We start from the raw sequence: 19,545 nt of genomic DNA on the forward strand, positions 1-19,545 counted from the left end.
GTTCATCGGGAAGTCCGCAGGAAAAGACGATGGGAATCCGGTTTTGTTGGCGCATGGGAGGTTTCTCTCACCAGGTGCAGCAAGGAGCCCTTGGTCCCCTCAAGGGGCAGAACCTCCTCAACGCCATCAATCCATAGTGCAACTGCATGCGATTCGATGCGCCGGACGACAGCACCGCCCGCCAGACGGTCGCCAATGCGATACGCCGCAACCTTGCCATCCAGGGCAACCAGCGCGCGCGACCCTCCGGCACTGGAGGCGAAAGTGGCCTTGAGAATGATGTCCGAGCGCACGGAAGCTCTCGCATCCGCGGCCCGAAAACCGAACGCCAGCGCAAGCGTGGTAACCGCAAGGGAGCGGTCAACTTCGACGTCCGGCAATGTGGCGACCGCCGGTTCCTCGGTGCGCCAGTGACTGCGTAACCGGTCTTCTCGCCACACCAGGAACGACGCCAGCAGTACAGGCAACACCAGCCACGCCGCATGACGACGGTAATGTTCAGGTATCAAGGCAACCCCCGCTGGAGGATGACGAGCACCGATTGCCACGACAGCAGTTGCCAGCATTGTTTGTCGTAAGCCATGCCCATTCCCGCTTATGAAAAGGGGCACCCTGTTCGGATACCCCCTGTTCATCAATGCCTGTCCCAGGCGCTCTGCCAGTGAGAACCAATGCCGGGCTCATATTGGGTGGTGCTTTCGGTCCATTGGCGGCAATACCCCGAGTAGGGGAAAGGCTTGCATTCATAGACATCGCGAGTTCCCCTGGCATAGACCCGGGTACCCGCGGTGTAGCCTGCAATGCCTTCCGGGAAGGTGGGATAGGCTTCTTCGCCTTGCGCCTCAAGGGTCAGGTCGCGCTCCTGTTGCAGGAGGATCTCGTCATCTTCATTCTTGCCGACGACCTTGAGCACATGCCCACCCTCCACGCTGATGGCGTCGACGGCGAACGGCTTCGTGGTCGAATCCACCGGCTGACGCTGGTAGCCGACTTGCTTGTTGCTCGCATCGAACAGTGTTGCGGTGACTTCCATCGAGCGATTGGTCATCACCGAGAAGTCGATGGTGGCTTTACCGTCTATCAAACTGTATTGCGGCTTCACCCCGTGCAAGTGCATATAGGCGTCCGGCGGGCTGCCTTCGAAGCCTAACTCGTAGCCCGTAACGCCGCTTTCCTGCTTGGCAAAGATGATATTGGAACCGCGCACCGGCGCGACGTTGCCCTCGGCGTCCTTTTGTCCTGCGCTGACCAACACCTGTATGGCGTTGATCTGTTTGGCCAGTTTGTAGGCCCAGTTCGGCGCCCCACCCTCCTCGGCGGTTTCGATAACGATGCTGGCGCTGAACTGCTCGGACTCATGACCGCCGACAAACGCTCTGGCCTTGACCTTGTCGCCTTTCTTAAGATTGCGATGCGGATTGATGCTGCCGACCTGGCGCCATTCGGGTGCAGGCCCGCCGTCAACCTGGATATCGACATCGACAGCCTTGTAGAACGCATTGCTGGTGTCACCGACAGTCCATACGCCAAGGATGATGTGATGTCCCAAGCGATCGGCAGGAATTGCGCAGGTGTGCTTGGGATGCGAGGGATCATCGGCTTTCTTGCCGCCACCATCGACGGAACAGAATGGCGTGCTCTCGAACGATGCGCGCTCCAAGGCAGCGTTGGGATTCCAGTCTCTCCTGGTGATGAAATATTCCCATCTCTTGGTTACATGCGCTGCTGTGTAGAGCCACTTGAATTCGATTTCATGCTTGTCGAGCGGGACACGATGCCAACGGTTGGCACTCTGCTCGTCAAGGACAGGAAATATGTGACCACCGATCAATTTGCCATCAGCTGGACCATCACTTGGGAATCCCTGGGCGAACTCTCCGGCACTGGGTGGCCAGTCCACCGAGTCACAGCCAGTGTTCTGCTTCTGCTTGCACAGAATGTCGCGCGAAGGCGGGTCTTGCAGGTAACCATGGGCATTTGCCAACTGCGGCAACAGGGTCGTACTGACAAGCGCAGCGCATACGCTGCTCGCCAGAAATCCTTTTCGTGGAGCTACTCGTTTCATACAAAATCCTCGTGGCAAAGCCCAAGTCCGCTCGGTCATCTGCATGGACGACCGATACGGCTTGAGCCGAAAGAGCACGAAGATTAAGAAAACGCTGGAGCGCGGACTGTAAGGCTAGTCCGAGAGGAAGCGCCGTCAATGCACACTGGCCTGTGAGATCCGAAGCCCATTGCAGACCCGGATCGCTCACAGGTCGCCTTAGCCGTGATAGCCCGCCGAGAACTCGTGCACGGCGTTGATGAACACACCGGCATGTTCCGGGTCCACCTCCGGCGTGATGCCATGGCCCAGGTTGAACACATGGCCGCTGCCCTTGCCGTAGCTGGCCAGGATCCGCTGCACTTCGTTGCGGATCGCCTCTGGCTTGGCGTACAGCACGGTCGGGTCCATGTTGCCCTGCAGCGCAACCTTGTCACCGACGCGACGACGGGCGTCGCCGATCTCGCAGGTCCAGTCCAGGCCCAGTGCGTCGGCACCGGCCTCGGCGATGCTTTCCAGCCACAGGCCGCCATTCTTGGTGAACAGGATGACCGGCACCTTGCGCCCTTCATGCTCGCGAATCAGACCGCTGACGATCTTGCGCATGTAGGCCAGGGAGAATTCCTGATAGGCCGCTGCCGACAGTGCACCGCCCCAGGTATCGAAGATCTGCACTGCCTGAGCGCCGGCCGTGATCTGGCCATTGAGGTAGCTGGTGACCGACTGTGCCAGCTTGTCGAGCAGCAGGTGCATGGCCTCGGGCTGGTCGTAGAGCATCGCTTTGGTCTTGCGGAAGTCTTTCGACGAGCCGCCCTCGACCATGTAGGTCGCCAGGGTCCAGGGGCTGCCGGAGAAGCCGATCAGAGGCACGCGCCCGTTGAGCTCACGGCGGATGGTGCTGACCGCGTCCATCACATAGCCCAGGTCCTTGTGCGGATCGGGAATCGGCAGCGCCTCGATATCGGCCAGGGTGCTGACGACCTTCTTGAAACGTGGGCCTTCGCCCGTCTCGAAGTACAGGCCCTGCCCCATGGCATCGGGGATGGTGAGGATGTCGGAGAAGAGGATTGCGGCGTCGAGCGGGTAGCGGTCCAGCGGCTGGAGCGTCACCTCACAGGCGAACTGCGGGTTCATGCACAGGCTCATGAAGTCGCCGGCATTGGCGCGGCTGGCGCGGTACTCCGGCAGGTAGCGGCCGGCCTGGCGCATCATCCAGACCGGGGTCACGTCTACGGGTTGCTTGAGCAGTGCACGCAGGAAACGATCGTTCTTCAGGGCAGTCATGTCGGCATCCAGCAAAAAAGTGCGGGCATTTTCTCAGACGCCAGCGCAAAAGGCACGGCCAGGGCCATGCGTTTTGTCTATCGGGTGCCGTGGATCAAGGATTTTTGTATACAAAATGCATCGCGGGGCAAGTCGGAACGGCGGTTCGACGCTCCGACCTGCCCCGCGAATAGCCAGGATCAGACTTCGAGGTAGTCCAGGATCCCTTCAGCAGCGGTACGCCCTTCGAAGATCGCCGTCACCACCAGGTCAGACCCGCGCACCATGTCGCCACCGGCGAAGACTTTCGGGTTGCTGGTCTGGTGCTTGAACTTGCCCTTCTCAGGAGCCACCACGCGGCCCTGGCTGTCCATCTGGATACCATGCTGTTCGAACCAAGGCGCCGGGCTCGGGCGGAAGCCGAAGGCGATCACCACGGCATCGGCCGGCAGGATCTCTTCGGAGCCCGGGATCGGCTCGGGGCTGCGGCGGCCACGGGCGTCTGGCTCACCGAGACGGGTCTCGACCACCTTGACGCCTTCCACCTTGTCCTCGCCGACAATGGCGATGGGCTGGCGGTTGTAGAGGAACTTCACGCCCTCTTCCTTGGCGTTCTTCACCTCTTTGCGCGAGCCAGGCATGTTGGCTTCGTCGCGACGATAGGCGCAGGTCACGGCCTTGGCGCCCTGGCGGATGGAGGTGCGGTTGCAGTCCATCGCGGTGTCGCCACCGCCCAGCACCACGACCTTCTTGCCCTGCATGTCGATGAAGTCTTCCGGCGACTTCTCGAAGCCTAGGTTGCGATTGACGTTGGCGATCAGGAAGTCCAAAGCGTCGTGCACACCCGGCAGGTCTTCACCCGGAAAACCGCCTTTCATGTAGGTGTAGGTGCCCATGCCCATGAACACTGCATCGTACTCGGCGAGCAGTTGTTCCATGGTGATGTCCTTGCCCACCTCGGTGTTCAGGCGGAACTCGATGCCCATGCCGGTGAAGACTTCGCGGCGATTGCTCAGCACGGTCTTTTCCAGCTTGAACTCGGGGATGCCGAAGGTCAGCAGGCCACCGATCTCGGGGTTCTTGTCGAACACGACCGGCGTTACACCGGCACGCACCAGCACGTCGGCGCAGCCCAGGCCCGCAGGGCCGGCACCGATGATCGCAACGCGCTTGCCGGTCGGCTTGACCTTGGACATGTCCGGGCGCCAGCCCATGGCGAAGGCGGTGTCGGTGATGTACTTCTCCACCGAGCCGATGGTCACTGCGCCGAACCCATCGTTCAGGGTACAGGCACCCTCGCACAGACGGTCCTGCGGGCATACGCGGCCGCACACTTCCGGCAGGGTGTTGGTCTGGTGCGACAGCTCCGCTGCCGCCAGGATGTTGCCTTCGGACACCAGCTTCAACCAGTTGGGGATGAAGTTGTGTACCGGGCATTTCCACTCGCAATAGGGGTTGCCGCAGCCCAGGCAGCGGTGTGCCTGCTCCACGGACTGCTGCGGCTTGAAGGGTTCGTAGATCTCGACGAACTCCTTCTTGCGCTGGCGCAGCAGCTTTTTCTTCGGGTCCTTGCGGCCCACTTCGATGAACTGGAAGTCGTTGCTCAGACGTTCAGCCATTTTTCAAAACCTCTCAACAGCAGCTGCAAGCTACACGCTGCAAGCCGCAAGACGATCACTTAAGCCGGGCGAACCGTACGCTGCCTCTACGTGCAGCGTGCAGCTCGCCACTTGCAGCTGCTCTTACTGCGGGTTGGCACGGGTGCTGGACAACAGTTGCTTCAGATTGGCCGCTTTCGGCTTCACCAGCCAGAAACGCCGCACATAGTCGTCCAGGTTCTCGGAGAGCTCACGCCCCCACTCGCTGCCGGTTTCTTCCACGTACTCGCCCAGGACGCGCGCCAGGTGGCTGCGGTAGGCCTCCATCGCCTCACCACTGATACGCTGGATTTCCACCAGCTCGTGGTTGAGTTTGTCGAAGAAGGTGTTGTCCATGTCGAGCACATAGGCGAAGCCGCCCGTCATGCCAGAACCGAAGTTGTAACCGGTCTTGCCCAGGACGCAGACAAAGCCGCCGGTCATGTATTCACAGCAGTGATCACCGGTGCCCTCGACCACAGCGTGGGCGCCGGAGTTACGCACAGCGAAACGCTCGCCCGCGGTACCGGCGGCGAACAGCTTGCCGCCAGTGGCGCCGTACAGGCAGGTGTTGCCGACGATGGCGCTGTGCTGGGTTTCGAACGGACTACCGGCTGGCGGCACGATGGTGATCTTGCCACCGGTCATGCCCTTGCCGACGTAGTCGTTGGCGTCACCTTCCAGGTGCAGGTTCAGGCCACCGGCGTTCCATACGCCGAAGCTCTGACCCGCCGTCCCCTTGAAGCGGAAGGTGATCGGGTTAGCCGCCATGCCCTGGTTGCCATGCAGGCGAGCGATCTCGCCAGAGATACGCGCACCGATGGAACGATCGCAGTTGCAGATGTCGAGGGCGAACTCGCCACCGGCCTGGTCGCGGATCGCCGGCAAGGCCATCTCGACCATCTTCTCGGCCATCTCGCCCTTGTCGAACGGCGGGTTCTTGTCGACTTCGCAGAATTGCGGCTTGTCGGCCGGAATGTGCGAGCTGCCCAGCAGCGGCGTGAGGTCCAGGTGATGCTGGCGCTCGGTGTCGCCCGGCAGCACTTCGAGCAGGTCGGTACGACCGATCAGCTCGCCGAGGCTGCGTACGCCCAGCTTGGCCAGCCACTCGCGGGTTTCTTCAGCGACGAAGGTGAAGAAGTTGATCACCATGTCGACAGTGCCGATGTAGTGGTCCTTGCGCAGCTTGTCGTTCTGGGTGGCGACGCCCGTGGCGCAGTTGTTCAGGTGGCAGATACGCAGGTACTTGCAGCCCAGGGCGATCATCGGCGCGGTACCGAAGCCGAAGCTCTCGGCGCCGAGGATCGCGGCCTTGATCACGTCCAGGCCGGTTTTCAGGCCACCGTCGGTCTGCACCCGCACCTTGCCGCGCAGGTCGTTGCCACGCAGGGTCTGGTGGGTTTCGGCCAGGCCCAGTTCCCACGGGGCGCCAGCGTACTTGATCGAGGTCAGCGGCGAGGCGCCGGTGCCACCGTCGTAGCCGGAGATGGTGATCAGGTCGGCATAGGCCTTGGCCACACCGGCAGCGATCGTGCCGACGCCGGCTTCGGCCACCAGCTTGACCGACACCAGCGCCTGCGGGTTGACCTGCTTGAGGTCGTAGATCAGCTGCGCCAGGTCTTCGATCGAATAGATGTCGTGGTGCGGTGGCGGCGAGATCAGGGTCACGCCCGGCACCGCGTAGCGCAGCTTGGCGATCAGGCCGTTGACCTTGCCGCCTGGCAACTGGCCGCCCTCGCCGGGCTTGGCGCCTTGGGCCACCTTGATCTGCAGCACTTCGGCGTTGACCAGGTATTCCGGGGTCACACCAAAGCGGCCGGTGGCCACCTGCTTGATCTTCGAGCTCTTGAGGGTGCCATAGCGGGCCGGGTCTTCGCCGCCCTCACCGGAGTTGGAGCGCGCGCCCAGGCGGTTCATCGCCTCGGCCAACGCTTCGTGGGCCTCCGGCGACAGCGCGCCCAGGGAGATACCAGCGGAGTCGAAGCGCTTGAGGATGGCGTCCAGCGGCTCGACCTGATCCAGTGCCAGGGCCTGATCGGCCACCTTGACCTTGAGCAGGTCGCGGATCATCGACACCGGACGCTGATCGACCAGCGTCGTGTATTCCTTGAACTTGGCGTAGTCGCCCTGCTGCACTGCAGCCTGCAGGGTGTTGACCACGTCCGGGTTGTAAGCGTGGTATTCACCGCCGTGGACAAACTTGAGCAGGCCGCCCTGCTGGATCGGCTTGCGCGCGCTCCAGGCTTCGGCCGCAAGCAGCTTCTGGTCGCTCTCCAGGTCTTCGAAACGCGCACCCTTGATACGACTGGACACGCCCTTGAAGCTCAGGCCGACCACTTCGTCCGACAGGCCGATGGCCTCGAACAGCTGCGCGCCACGGTAGGACGTGATGGTGGAGATACCCATCTTCGACAGAATCTTCAGCAGGCCCTTGGAGATGCCCTTGCGGTAGTACTTGAACACTTCATCCAGATCGCCCAGCACTTCGCCGGTGCGGATCAGGTCGGCCAGCACTTCGTACGCCAGGTACGGGTAGACCGCCGAGGCGCCGAAGCCCAGCAGCACGGCGAAGTGGTGCGGGTCGCGGGCGGTGGCGGTTTCCACCAGGATGTTGCTGTCGCAGCGCAGGCCCTGCTCGGTCAGGCGGTGATGCACTGCACCAACGGCCAGCGAAGCATGTACCGGCAGTTTGCCCGGGGCGATGAAGCGGTCGCTCAGCACCAACTGGGTCTTGCCGCTGCGCACCGCTTCTTCGGCCTGGTCGGCGATGTTGCGAATGGCCGCTTCAAGGCCGACATCCTGCTCGTAGTTGAGGTCGATCAGGTGACGGTCGAAGCCTTCGCGCTCCAGGGCCATCAGCGAGCGCCACTTGGCAGGCGAGATCACCGGCGAGCTGAGGATCACTCGGGAGGCGTGCTCAGGGGATTCCTGGAAGATATTGCGCTCGGCGCCCAGGCAGATTTCCAGGGACATCACGATGGCTTCGCGCAGCGGGTCGATCGGTGGGTTGGTCACCTGGGCGAACTGCTGGCGGAAGAAGTCGTACGGCGAGCGCACACGCTGCGAAAGCACGGCCATCGGCGTGTCGTCGCCCATCGAGCCGACCGCTTCCTGGCCTTGTTCGCCGAGCGGGCGCAGCACCTGGTCACGCTCCTCGAAGGTGACCTGGAACATCTTCATGTACTGCTTGAGCTGGTCGGCATCGTAGCTGGCCACGCCCTGGTCGTCGGTCAGCGTCGCCTGGATACGGGTGGCATGCTGACGCAGCCAGCGCTTGTAGGGGTGGCGCGACTTGAGACGGTTGTCGATGGCGTCGGTGTCGAGGATCTGACCGGTCTCGGTGTCCACGGCAAAGATCTGGCCCGGGCCAACACGGCCCTTGGCGATGACGTCCTCGGGCTTGTAGTTCCACACGCCGATTTCCGAGGCGAGGGTGATGTAGCCGTTCTTGGTGGTCACCCAGCGCGCCGGACGCAGGCCGTTGCGGTCGAGCAGGCACACGGCGTGGCGGCCTTCGGTCATGACGATACCGGCCGGGCCGTCCCACGGCTCCATGTGCATGGAGTTGTACTCGTAGAAGGCGCGCAGGTCGGCGTCCATGGTCTCGACGTTCTGCCAGGCTGGCGGCACGAGCATGCGCACGCCACGGAACAGGTCGATGCCGCCGGTGACCATCAACTCGAGCATGTTGTCCATGCTGGAGGAGTCGGAGCCGACACGGTTGACCAGCGGACCGAGTTCTTCCAGATCGGGGATCAGGTCGTTGGCGAACTTGGTGCGACGGGCCATGGCCCAGTTGCGGTTGCCGGTGATGGTGTTGATCTCGCCGTTGTGGGCGAGGAAGCGGAATGGCTGCGCCAGCGGCCATTTCGGCAGGGTGTTGGTGGAGAAGCGCTGGTGGAAGACACAAATGGCGGTCTGCAGGCGCTCATCGCCCAGGTCCGGATAGAAGGCGGTGAGATCCGCCGGCATCATCAGGCCTTTGTAGATGATGGTCTTGTGCGAGAAGCTGCAGATGTAGTGGTCGGCGTCGTGGGCGTTGGCCACGGACGAACGGCGACGGGCACTGAACAGCTTGATGGCGAATTCCTGGTCGGTGAGACCTTCACCACCGATGAACACCTGCTCGATCTGCGGCAGGCGCTCGAGGGCCAGGCGACCGAGCACGCTGGTATCGATCGGCACTTTGCGCCAGCCGACCAATTGCAGGCCGGCAGCGAGGATCTCGCGGTCCATGTTGGCGCGCGCAGCCTCGGCTTTTACCGGGTCTTGATTGAAGAACACCATGCCGACGGCGTACTGCTTGGGCAGCTCGGCGGCGAAGTGCTCCAGGGCCACGGCACGCAGGAACTGATCGGGCTTCTGCATCAGCAGGCCGCAACCGTCACCGGTCTTGCCATCTGCGTTGATCCCACCACGGTGGGTCATGCAGGTCAGGGCCTCGACGGCAGTTTGCAGAAGGTGGTGACTCGGCTCGCCCGTCATGTGGGCGATCAGGCCAAAACCACAGTTATCCTTGAACTCTTCGGGATGGTACAGACCTGTTTTCATAGACACTTTCTCACCAGGTTCGCCTCTCAACCAAGGCAAATCTCTTTTTAGTACAACCACTTACCATCCACGCCGATCGAATGCCAGCTTTTTTGCGGTGGGTATAGGGAAACCATTGTTGCACAGCGACAGGGAAGCTCACAAATTTTCACGACGAATCGTTGAAAGTTTATGTCGCATTTTTGAATGTTTTTGCGTCATGCGCCGTGGTAAAGGCTTGAGCAGAGTCTGAAGCGTTTCAGCCGTGACTGCAACAGAAGGCTTGTGGCCGGCAGTCTGGGACAGAAAAGCCTGCCGCGCATCAGCACAGCAGGCTTTGTCGAGTCCGGGATTCGCTCAGCAACTGGGCGGCGGGGGTAGTGCCGCCCGGAAGGATCAGCGGGCCGTGGCCAGCTCTTGTTGAACGCTGCCGACGGTACGAGGCCAAGGTTTACCAGCCTGGACCTTCGCTGGCAAGTTCTTGATTGCCGCAGCTGCGGCATCGCGGCTGCTGAAGTTGCCGTAGGTCACCACATACAGCGGCTTGCCCTGCAGGGTTTTCTTGAAGTAGCGATAGTCGCCACCCTGTTCCCTGACGAACGATTGGGCAGCGGATTCATTGCTGGTACCGAACACCTGAACCACATAGTTGCCCGGCTTCTGGCCGCTGTACCAGCCGCTGTTGCCTGCGCCACCGGCGGCGGGTTTTTCGGCAGGCTTGGCAGCGGGCTTGGCGGTCGCCACCTGGGTCGGGGCCGGCGCTGGTTTGGCGGCAGGCGCAACCGGCTTGACCGGCTGGGTTGCGACAGGTTTCTGCACAGGCGCAACCGGCTGGGCCGGAGCGGGTGCAGGACCGGCGGCGACACCTTGGGGCGGCGCAGTCGTGGTGACGGTGGGAGGAACGGCAGCAGAGGGCGCTGAAGGCTGCAGTGCAGTATCACCGGCAGGGCCCGCCTCGTCGCCATCTCCCATGCCTGCAGCCTGGGCCAGCGGCTCACGCATGACCGGCTGCGACTGCCCTACCAGCGGCAGTGGCATGGGCTGCGAAGAACCGGAGAATTCGACGGTCGGTCCGCCATTGCCCGACTGTCCCAGTGGCAACTGGGCCTGGGCCGCAGGTGCTTCGGTCGGTGCCTTGTCCCCTTTCTTGGGCATCAGGACCGCGGCCGCGACAGCGACCACAACGACAGCGGACAACGCGAGCACATGTTTCTTAGGCATTTTGAACCCCATGGATGGTCGCTTTTCCGTACTGCGGGTAGCGATCATGGCTTCGATCAAGGTATCGCGGGCAACCTGGTTGATGTTTCCTGGCCAGCCGTCGGAGTTTTCGTGGATATCGGCGATCTGCTCGGCGCTGAATACTTCAAGGCCCCGGCCAGCACCTTCCAGGCGCTGCTCCAGATACTCACGAGTCTCTTCTTCGCTGTAGGGGGCGAGCTCGATGATGTGGAAGCGCTCTTCCTCGACACTGAGTTCGTCCAGCCCGGCAATCAGCGAAGGTTCACCGAACAGGAACACATGCGGGCGCCCTTCCGGAACGCCTGCCGCCAGCTCCAGCAACGCTTGGAGTGCCGACTCGTCGAGTTGTTCCGCATCGTCCACCAGCAGATAGACTTCCTGCCCGGTCAACGCCAGCTGGACGACCTGGGAAAGGATTGCCTGCACTTCCGGCTGGGCGACGTTCAACGCCTGGGCTACTTGGCCCAGCACGCTGGCAGCATCGCTTGCGCCGCGCGCGGAAACGACCACGCTCTGCACCGACTGCTTGTTGGTGCTGGCCACCAGGGCCTGGCGCAGCAGGGTCTTGCCGCTGCCAAGCGGGCCGGTTACCACCAGCATCAGGTGGCTGTAACGCGCCAGGTGATGCAGTTGGCCCAGCACCGGCTTGCGCTGGGCAGGGAAGAACTTGAATCCGGGCACCCGAGGTGCGAACGGATCGTGACTCAACTGGTAGTGATCGAGGAACGCCTCATCGGCATGCAAACTGGTCATTGCGCTGTCACAACCTCAAAGCTGCGCCACGATCGCGCGGTAATCCGCTGCAAGCGTGGCCTGAAGAATCTCTTTCGGATAGTCGTCGGTGATCACGGCCTCGCCCATCTGGCGCAACAGCACCAGGCGCAGGCGTCCGTCGAGCACCTTCTTGTCGACCGCCATATGTTCCATGAAATGCGCCGGGGTCATTTCCTGTGGAGGCACCACCGGCAAGCCTGCATCCTGCAGCAGGCGAATTCCGCGATCACGCGCCGACTGGTCGATCCAGCCCAGACGCATGGACATCTCCAGGGCCATGACGGTCCCGGCAGCGACGGCCTCGCCATGCAACCATACCCCGTAACCCATGTGGGTTTCGATGGCATGACCGAAGGTGTGGCCGAGGTTCAGGGTGGCGCGCACGCCAGACTCGCGCTCGTCGGCACCGACCACGGCCGCCTTCGCCGCGCAGGAGCGGCGGATGGCTTCGGTCAGAGCCACGGAATCGAGCTCGCGCAGGGCTGCCATGTTGTCTTCCAGCCAGCCGAGGAATGGCTCGTCGCAGATCAGGCCGTACTTGATCACTTCGGCGAGGCCCGCCGACAACTCGCGGGCTGGCAGGGTGCGCAGGCTGGTGGTGTCGATCAGCACCGCGTTGGGCTGATAGAAGGCACCGACCATATTCTTGCCCAGTGGGTGATTGATGCCGGTCTTGCCACCAACGGACGAATCCACCTGGGACAGCAGCGTGGTCGGCACCTGGATGAAGTCGACGCCGCGCTGGTAGCAGGCCGCGGCAAAGCCGGCCATGTCGCCGATCACCCCGCCGCCCAGCGCGACCACAGTGGTGCGCCGATCATGGCGGGCCGTGAGCAGGGCATCGAAAATCAGCTGGAGGGTTTCCCAGTTCTTGTGGGCTTCGCCGTCAGGCAGCACCACCGGCAGCACCGACCAGGCGCCGAGTGTCTTGCTCAACCGCTCGAGATACAGGGGCGCGACGGTTTCGTTGGAGACGATGGCGACCTGCCGCCCGGCAATGTGCGGCGCCAGCAGCTCGGGCTGGTCCAGCAGGCCCTCGCCAATGTAGATCGGATAGCTACGTTCGCCCAGATCGACCTTCAATGTCTGCATGTATCCCCACAATGTGCTTTGGCGCGGCCTTGCCTGAGCGGCCAGCGCGGTAACGTTCAACGTCGCCCCGGCGTTGGTCGCCGAGGATAGTCCCGGCTCAGCGGGGCGGCAACTGCTGCAAACGCTCGAGAATATCGAGCACTACCATGCGCGGCGGCCGTTCGTCGGTTTCCACCACGAGGTCGGCGATTTCGCGATAGAGCGGGTCGCGCGTTTCCAGCAACGCACGCAGCGTGGCTTCCGGGTTGGCGGTCCGCAGCAGTGGACGGTTGCGATCACGTGCAGTACGGCCGACCTGCTGTTCCACCGAGGCATGCAGGTAGATGACACGCCCGCCCCTGTGCAACGCCAGGCGATTGGCCTCGCGCATCACTGCGCCGCCACCTGTTGCGACAACCACGCCGTCGAGCTCGCAGAGTTCGGCAATCATCGCCTGCTCACGATCACGGAAGCCCGGCTCGCCTTCCTTGTCGAAGATCCACGGGATGTTGGCGCCGGTTCGCAGCTCGATTTCCTTGTCGGAATCCTTGAACAGCAGGCGCAGCTCTTTGGCCAAAAGGCGCCCGATGGTGCTCTTACCGGCGCCCATGGGCCCTACAAGTATCAAATTTCGCACAGAATCAACGACTCACAGCAATCGCCCGGTCACTCATGATACGCGGAGTCAGGAAGACCAGCAGCTCAGATTTTTTCTCTTGTAATACATCGCGTCGAAACAGCCGTCCAACATACGGCAGATCGCCAAGAAATGGCACCTTGTCCACTCCATTGTTATGCGACGTCGAGTACACGCCACCAATCACAATCGTCTCGCCATCGGCCACGCGCACCTTGGCATTGACCTCGTTCTTGCGGATCGGTGGCACGTCGTTGAGGGCATTGACGTAGTCTGGCTCGTCCTTGGTCACCCGCACCGCCATGATGACCTTGCCATCCGGGGTGATCTGCGGCGTGACCTCCAGTGACAGCGATGCCTCGCGGAAAGCCACCGAGGTGGCGCCGCTCTTGCTCGACTGCTGGTACGGCACTTCGGTGCCCTTGAGAATACGCGCGGTTTCCTTGTCGGCAGTGACCACCTTGGGCTGGGAGATGACCTCGCCATTGCCGCTTTTCTCCATGGCACTGAGCTCCAGATCAAGCAGCACATCGCCGCGCACCACCCCTACGCCCACGCCAGAGGTCGCCCCCTGCGCGCCAAGATCGACAAACAGCTCACTGCCTGACCGCGCTGGCATACCGCCCAGCTTTGCACCCCAGCGAATGCCGAGCACATTCTCGTAATCGACGTTGGCCTCGACGATCCGGGCCTCGATCATCACCTGGCGCACCGGCACATCCAGATCCGCAACCAGTTGCCGCAACTCAGCCAGGCGCGCGGCCGACTGGGTGGCGATCAGGGTGTTGGTCCGCGAATCCACGCTCAAACTGCCGCGCCCTGCCGCAGGTTCGTCATCCGCGAGGCTCTCCAACAATAGTTTCGCCAGGTCGGACGCATCGGCATGATGAATCGGCAGCAACTCCCGATGCAGCGGCTGCAACTGCGCCTCGAGCGCCTGGTCGACGCGCGCCTCGCGCGACTGCTCGGCGAGCTCTGCGGCGGGGGCGACCAACAGCACATTGCCCTCCTCACGCTTGGCCAGCCCGCGGCTGCGCAACACCAGCTCCAATGCCTGATCCCAGGGCACTTCGTGCAGCCGCAGGGTGATATTGCCCTGAACCGTGTCACTGGCCACCAGGTTGATGCCGGTATAATCGGCGAGCACCTGCAGCACTGCACGAACCTCGACGTCCTGGAAATTCAGCGAAAGCGGCTCACCTTTGTACAGGGGCTCCGCCATTGTCCGTAGCGTCAGCAGCATCGCCACGACGCCGATCAGCAGTCTTTTCACGTTCGCTCCTTGCGCCTGCGGGTCGGCTCAACGTCAGGTAGCTTGAGCGCTCTTGCCACTCGCCACCGTTGAACAGCCGCTCCCTGATCTCGACCTGATCCTGGTCGACCTTTATGACTTCACCCTCTTCACGCCCCAGGCGCTCCCCCTTGGCAACCCGGTAAACACGCCCGGCCCAGCGCACCAGCGCCTGGGATTGCCCCGCGCGGGACAGGCTGCCCACCATCTCCAACTGCTCCAGTGGCACCCCCGCCAACCCCTCCGTATGCCGACGCGACGACCAGGCTGCAAATGGGTCCAGCGCGGGCGTCCGACCGATGGGCCGAGCGGGCTCATCGGCCAGCGAAGCCGGCATTGGCAGCGCCTCGCCGGCATGAAATGCCTGCACCCACACATGAAGCTGCAGCAACCCCGGCCGTTCTGTTGCAGGCTCCAACTGCAAACGGGTCACCCGCAGCAGGCGCAACTGGCCCAGCCACTCGTCCAGCCAGGGTCGCAGGGCGGCATAGCGCCCACTCACCTGCATCTGCAAGGACACCTGGCGGTAACCCGGCCCCTCGACTTCTTCCTCCACGTCGAGGCGCTCGAAGACCAGGCCGTAGGTGCGCCCCGACACGGCCAACTGGTCGAGCAGATCGCTCATGCCCTCGCCGCCCGACAATCGCCAACGCGCATCCCGCAGCCGCTTCGCCTCGCTCGCCAGCGCCACCTCGGCGTCATCCAGCGCCAGAACCTGTTGCTCCCGCGCCTGCAACGCCTTCCGCTGCTCGACTTCGCTCGCCACGCCTTGACGATAGGCTGCGCGCACCTCCTGCAGACGGAACTGATAGCCGCAGGCAAGCACCAGCGACACACCAATGACTACAACCGCGCCCCTGTACATACGCGAGCGCCCCGCCATCTCGTGCCAGACGAGCATCTCAGCGATACGCATGTTCAGGAGGCCACCACCCGGGCCACGAGTGAGAACGCATCGCCACCGGCCCGCGCCAAGACGTGCTTGAGTTCAAGGTCCAGGAGTATCGGCGAGCGCTGCAGGTCGCGCATGAACTGGGCCAGCACCGCAGGAGAAACCGCTAGGCCATTGATCTGCAGCCGGTCGCCCTGCACGTCCAGGCGGGTCAGTTGCATCCCATGCGGAATCGCCAGTTCGATCTCGATCAACAACTGCGGTACTCCTTGCTGCGAGGAGCGCAGCGCACCGAGCGCATCGACCTGCCTACCCAGGCCCGCGCGCGCCTCACGCAGTTGCTCGAGGCGTGCTACTTGCCCATCCAGCAACCGGAGCTGTTGCTGACGCTGCAAACCGGCAGCGGCTTGCTGCTTCAGGCGCAGATGGGCGAACCGATCAACCAGCATGACCACGACAAACGCTGCGAACAGACTGCCCAGAAACACCAGTCTGAAGTTGCGCAGCTCCACCAGACGCTGGCGCTCACGCCATGGCAGCAGGTTCAGGCGCAGGCTCATTGCGTAACTCCCAGGGCGAGGCCGAGGGGCAGGACCATGGCGCCGCAGCGGTCTGGCAGCGAAGCCGCATGGACCCGCTGCGGACAAACCCGCTCACAGGGGAATCCGAAATGCCGCGCCAGCGACCGCACGCAAGCGTCCGTCGCCGCCCCGCCGCCGACCATCAACCCTGCGCTCAGCTCGAACGGAGGATCCCCCTCCAGCAAGCTCTCGAGATGCGCCAGAAACTCGGTCGGACCCACGCCAGGCTCGACCCTCTGCGCCTTTCGCCAAGGCAGGGGTCCATCGGGCCAGACATGCAGGGTCAGGCTGTCGGCTTCGACCTGCAGCAGCGGCCGGCAGCTGTCGGTGGCCTGCAAGCGACGCAGCGCCAGACTGTCCACCTCGACGACAACCACCTCCAGGCCTGCCGCCTCGAACGGTTGCAACAGCGGCGCCAGAACGCTCTGGCGAGCGGCCCCGACCAGCACATCGAGCATGTGGGGTGCCTGCTGGGAAATGCCCAGCACCTGAAAGTCCAGGGCCAGATCGTCAATCGGGAAAGGGAAAAGGCGCTCGGCATCGGCAAGCAGGTGCGCTTCTCGTTCAGGCTCCGCCAGTGCGGCGGGCAACTGGCCCACCTTGCAGATCACCTGCGAGCCCGGCACCGCCAACGCAACCCGTCGAGACCGGCTGCCACAACGGCGCCACGCCTGACGCAGGGCCATGGCCTGCACCTCGGTATCGCCACCACCCCGCAAAGCCCCCCGGATTGGCTCGACCACCCAGGCAGCCACCTCATGGCGCCCTCGTCGCCGCTGCAACTCAAGAATCCTCACGGAATCGGAGGCAATTTCCACCCCCAATACTGAACCGGCATCCCTGCCAAAGCGTCCAAGCATCGCTGCTCCTTATCATGACCGTGGCAAACCCTTGCCATCCGGGGCGATTGCGCCCATTGCCCCGACCGACCGATGACCCGGCGGGGCGAAAATGCTTATAATGCCCAGCGTTTTTTCCCGTCCGCCGGGCCTGCGTGCACTCCACTTCTCAACCTGGACACCCAAAAGCCTTGATACGTCTGCTGAAGTTCTTCTGGTGGTCTTTCGTCGCCGTCATCTGCGCGCTCGTGCTCGGTCTGAGTGGTGCGTTTCTGTATCTTAGTCCCAGCCTGCCTTCGGTCGACTCGCTCAGAAGCATCCAGTTGCAGATCCCCCTGAGGGTGTACAGCAGCGACGGCAAACTGATTGCCGAGTTTGGCGAAATGCGCCGCTCGCCAATCCGTTTTGCGGAAATTCCCCCACAGTTCATCCAGGCGCTTCTGTCAGCCGAAGACGACAATTTCCTCAATCACTACGGGGTCGACCCGAGCAGCCTGATGCGCGCTGCGACCCAACTTGTGAAGTCTGGTCATATCCAGACCGGCGGCAGCACCATCACCATGCAGGTGGCGAAGAACTTCTTCCTCACCAGCGAGCGCAGCTTCTCGCGCAAGACCAACGAGATCCTCCTGGCGCTGCAGATCGAACGTGAGCTGACCAAGGACGAGATCCTCGAGCTGTACGTCAACAAGATCTACCTGGGCAACCGCGCCTACGGCATCGATGCCGCCGCGCAGGTGTACTACGGCAAGTCGATCCGTGATGTCAGCCTGGCGCAGATGGCGATGATCGCCGGCCTGCCCAAAGCCCCTTCGCGCTTCAATCCGCTGGCCAACCCGGTGCGCGCCAAGGAGCGCCGCGACTGGATCCTCGGCCGCATGTACAAGCTCGGCAAGATCGATGAGGCAAGCTACCAGGCCGCCCTCGCCGAGCCGCTGAACGCCAGCTATCACGTACCGACACCTGAGGTGAATGCGCCATTCGTCGCCGAAATGGCCCGCGCCGAGATGGTCGGCCGCTACGGCAGCGATGCCTATACCGAAGGTTTCCGGGTCACCACGACCGTGCCCAGCGACACGCAGGAAATCGCCAACAAGGCAGTCCTCAACGGCCTCTCCCAGTACGACGAGCGCCATGGCTACCGTGGCCCCGAAGCGCGCTTCCCGGGCAAGACCCGCACCGCCTGGCAGCAGGAACTGGGCAAGCAACGCACCCTCGGCGGCCTGGAACCGGCCATCGTCACCCAGGTGGACAAGACCGGCCTGAAAGTCATGACCCGCGGCGGCCAGGACGAAGACGTGACCTGGGACACCATGAAGTGGGCCCGCCCGTTCATCAACAGCAATGCCCAGGGGCGCGCGCCTCAGTCGCCGGCCGATGTCGCGCAGATCGGCGACCTGGTGCGCCTGCAACGCCTGGACGACGGCAAGCTCAAGTTCAGCCAGGTGCCGGGCGCCCAGAGCGCACTGGTCACGCTTGACCCGAACAGCGGTGCAATCCGCGCCCTGGTCGGTGGCTTCTCGTTCGAGCAGAGCAACTACAACCGCGCCATGCAGGCCAAGCGCCAGCCAGGCTCCAGCTTCAAGCCCTTCGTCTATAGCGCCGCACTGGACAACGGCTACACCGCCGCCAGCCTGGTCAACGACGCACCGATCGTGTTCGTCGACGAATACCTCGACAAGGTCTGGCGTCCGAAAAACGACACCAACACCTTCCTCGGCCCGATCCGCATGCGCGAGGCGCTGTACAAGTCGCGCAACCTGGTCTCGATCCGCCTGCTCCAGGCGATGGGGGTCGACCGCACCATCGACTACATTGCCAAGTTCGGCTTCAACAAGCAGGACCTGCCGCGCAACCTGTCGCTGGCACTGGGTACCGCAACGCTCACCCCGATGGAAATCGCCACCGGCTGGAGCACCTTTGCCAACGGCGGGTACAAGATCAACCCCTACCTGATCGAGCGCGTCGAAAGCCGCAACGGCGAAACACTGTTCACCGCCAACCCGGCGCGCGTTCCCCAGGGCAATCAGGACCAGGCCGGAATCGCCGCGCCCGAAGAGCCGATCACCACGCTCCCGCAGCCGGGCACCGCACCTTCGGCACTGGGCCAGATCGCCCCGCCGCCGCAGACGCCGGCCATTGCCGAGCGCATCGTCGATGGCCGTACCACCTACATCCTGACCAGCATGCTGCAGGACGTGATCAAGCGTGGCACTGGCCGTCGCGCCCTGGCCCTGGGCCGCAGCGACATCGCGGGCAAGACCGGTACCACCAACGAATCCAAGGATGCCTGGTTCTCCGGCTACAACGCCGACTACGTGACCACGGTCTGGGTCGGTTTCGACCAGCCTGAAACACTTGGTCGCCGAGAATATGGCGGCACCGTTGCACTGCCGATCTGGATGGACTTCATGGGCCCGGCACTCAAGGGCAAGCCTGAACACGCACCGGCAGAGCCGGAGGGTATCCTCAGCCTGCGCGTGGATCCGGTCAGCGGTCGCGCGGCGACACCAAGCACGCCGAACGCCTACTTCGAGCTGTTCAAGGCCGAGGATTCACCACCATCGGTAGATGAGCTGGGCAACGGCTCAGCACCAGGCAGCCCGCTGCCGGCCGATGAGGCGGCGCCGATGGATCTGTTCTGAGTAGCGATCTGAACCTGTAGCAGCGGCCTTGTGTCGCTTCTACAGGTGGAGCGGTCATCTGTAGAACAGCGGCCAACAAAAAGCCCCGACTCTTGCGAG

The 19,545-nt window shown here is 63.1% G+C and carries 13 protein-coding genes; 1 reads left to right on the forward strand and 12 read right to left on the reverse strand.

The window, feature by feature from the left end; translation table 11 throughout:
• Positions 1 to 2 precede the first annotated feature (2 nt).
• The 12 genes from ACTYOL_RS26245 to pilM form a co-directional block, all read right to left on the reverse strand.
• Entirely contained in the window at positions 3 to 566 is a 564-nt protein-coding gene (locus tag ACTYOL_RS26245; RefSeq protein WP_153773292.1) for a type II secretion system protein N, read from the reverse strand.
• A gap of 68 nt (positions 567 to 634) precedes the next feature.
• On the reverse strand, positions 635 to 2,065 hold the full coding sequence (gene gbpA, locus ACTYOL_RS26250; RefSeq protein WP_197890430.1) for an N-acetylglucosamine-binding protein GbpA: 1,431 nt from the start codon (positions 2,063 to 2,065) through the stop codon (positions 635 to 637).
• 198 nt (positions 2,066 to 2,263) lie between these two features.
• Positions 2,264 to 3,328, reverse strand: a complete 1,065-nt coding sequence (gene hemE, locus ACTYOL_RS26255) for a uroporphyrinogen decarboxylase (protein ID WP_197890432.1) — start codon at positions 3,326 to 3,328, stop codon at positions 2,264 to 2,266.
• A gap of 179 nt (positions 3,329 to 3,507) precedes the next feature.
• Positions 3,508 to 4,926: an FAD-dependent oxidoreductase gene (locus ACTYOL_RS26260; protein WP_054891194.1), complete on the reverse strand. Its 1,419-nt coding sequence runs from the start codon at positions 4,924 to 4,926 to the stop codon at positions 3,508 to 3,510.
• A 123-nt stretch (positions 4,927 to 5,049) separates the two neighbouring features.
• On the reverse strand, positions 5,050 to 9,495 hold the full coding sequence (gene gltB / locus ACTYOL_RS26265; protein ID WP_054891193.1) for a glutamate synthase large subunit: 4,446 nt from the start codon (positions 9,493 to 9,495) through the stop codon (positions 5,050 to 5,052).
• Positions 9,496 to 9,870: 375 nt separating this feature from the next.
• Positions 9,871 to 11,469, reverse strand: coding sequence for an AAA family ATPase (locus ACTYOL_RS26270; RefSeq protein ID WP_065863946.1), 1,599 nt, complete (start codon positions 11,467 to 11,469; stop codon positions 9,871 to 9,873).
• A 15-nt stretch (positions 11,470 to 11,484) separates the two neighbouring features.
• Positions 11,485 to 12,582 (reverse strand): 3-dehydroquinate synthase, encoded by a 1,098-nt coding sequence (gene aroB, locus ACTYOL_RS26275; protein ID WP_197890434.1) that lies wholly within the window; start codon positions 12,580 to 12,582, stop codon positions 11,485 to 11,487.
• Between the two features lie 97 nt (positions 12,583 to 12,679).
• Positions 12,680 to 13,198 (reverse strand): shikimate kinase AroK, encoded by a 519-nt coding sequence (gene aroK / locus ACTYOL_RS26280; RefSeq protein WP_197890436.1) that lies wholly within the window; start codon positions 13,196 to 13,198, stop codon positions 12,680 to 12,682.
• A gap of 4 nt (positions 13,199 to 13,202) precedes the next feature.
• The gene (locus ACTYOL_RS26285) at positions 13,203 to 14,441 is read right to left on the reverse strand and encodes a type IV pilus secretin PilQ (RefSeq protein WP_444758180.1); all 1,239 of its coding nucleotides are present in this window, start codon (positions 14,439 to 14,441) and stop codon (positions 13,203 to 13,205) included.
• Positions 14,395 to 15,405, reverse strand: coding sequence for a pilus assembly protein PilP (locus ACTYOL_RS26290; RefSeq protein ID WP_444757321.1), 1,011 nt, complete (start codon positions 15,403 to 15,405; stop codon positions 14,395 to 14,397). Before ACTYOL_RS26290 ends, ACTYOL_RS26285 begins: the two co-directional genes overlap by 47 nt.
• A gap of 2 nt (positions 15,406 to 15,407) precedes the next feature.
• Complete coding sequence (locus ACTYOL_RS26295) at positions 15,408 to 15,941, reverse strand: PilN domain-containing protein (protein ID WP_197890440.1); 534 nt, start codon at positions 15,939 to 15,941, stop codon at positions 15,408 to 15,410.
• Positions 15,938 to 16,822 carry a type IV pilus biogenesis protein PilM gene (gene pilM / locus ACTYOL_RS26300; RefSeq protein WP_444757322.1) on the reverse strand — a complete coding sequence of 295 codons (885 nt, stop codon included), beginning with the start codon at positions 16,820 to 16,822 and terminating at the stop codon, positions 15,938 to 15,940. The genes ACTYOL_RS26295 and pilM overlap by 4 nt, the downstream gene beginning before the upstream one ends.
• 173 nt (positions 16,823 to 16,995) lie before the next feature.
• Between pilM and ACTYOL_RS26305 the strand changes: the two genes are divergently transcribed.
• On the forward strand, positions 16,996 to 19,446 hold the full coding sequence (locus ACTYOL_RS26305; protein ID WP_420029854.1) for a penicillin-binding protein 1A: 2,451 nt from the start codon (positions 16,996 to 16,998) through the stop codon (positions 19,444 to 19,446).
• Positions 19,447 to 19,545 lie beyond the last annotated feature (99 nt).

Origin of the sequence: Pseudomonas sp. A014 (assembly GCF_052378495.1) — a bacterium.
Classification (GTDB): domain Bacteria; phylum Pseudomonadota; class Gammaproteobacteria; order Pseudomonadales; family Pseudomonadaceae; genus Aquipseudomonas; species Aquipseudomonas machongensis.

Excerpts from the sequence above, each read along its gene's own strand:
- ACTYOL_RS26245 (WP_153773292.1), bottom strand. The coding sequence starts at position 566 with ATGCTGGCAACTGCTGTCGTGGCAATCGGTGCTCGTCATCCTCCAGCG.
- gbpA (WP_197890430.1), bottom strand. The coding sequence starts at position 2,065 with ATGAAACGAGTAGCTCCACGAAAAGGATTTCTGGCGAGCAGCGTATGC.
- hemE (WP_197890432.1), bottom strand. The coding sequence starts at position 3,328 with ATGACTGCCCTGAAGAACGATCGTTTCCTGCGTGCACTGCTCAAGCAA.
- ACTYOL_RS26260 (WP_054891194.1), bottom strand. The coding sequence starts at position 4,926 with ATGGCTGAACGTCTGAGCAACGACTTCCAGTTCATCGAAGTGGGCCGC.
- gltB (WP_054891193.1), bottom strand. The coding sequence starts at position 9,495 with ATGAAAACAGGTCTGTACCATCCCGAAGAGTTCAAGGATAACTGTGGT.
- ACTYOL_RS26270 (WP_065863946.1), bottom strand. The coding sequence starts at position 11,469 with ATGACCAGTTTGCATGCCGATGAGGCGTTCCTCGATCACTACCAGTTG.
- aroB (WP_197890434.1), bottom strand. The coding sequence starts at position 12,582 with ATGCAGACATTGAAGGTCGATCTGGGCGAACGTAGCTATCCGATCTAC.
- ACTYOL_RS26285 (WP_444758180.1), bottom strand. The coding sequence starts at position 14,441 with ATGCTGCTGACGCTACGGACAATGGCGGAGCCCCTGTACAAAGGTGAG.
- ACTYOL_RS26290 (WP_444757321.1), bottom strand. The coding sequence starts at position 15,405 with ATGCGTATCGCTGAGATGCTCGTCTGGCACGAGATGGCGGGGCGCTCG.
- ACTYOL_RS26295 (WP_197890440.1), bottom strand. The coding sequence starts at position 15,941 with ATGAGCCTGCGCCTGAACCTGCTGCCATGGCGTGAGCGCCAGCGTCTG.
- pilM (WP_444757322.1), bottom strand. The coding sequence starts at position 16,822 with ATGCTTGGACGCTTTGGCAGGGATGCCGGTTCAGTATTGGGGGTGGAA.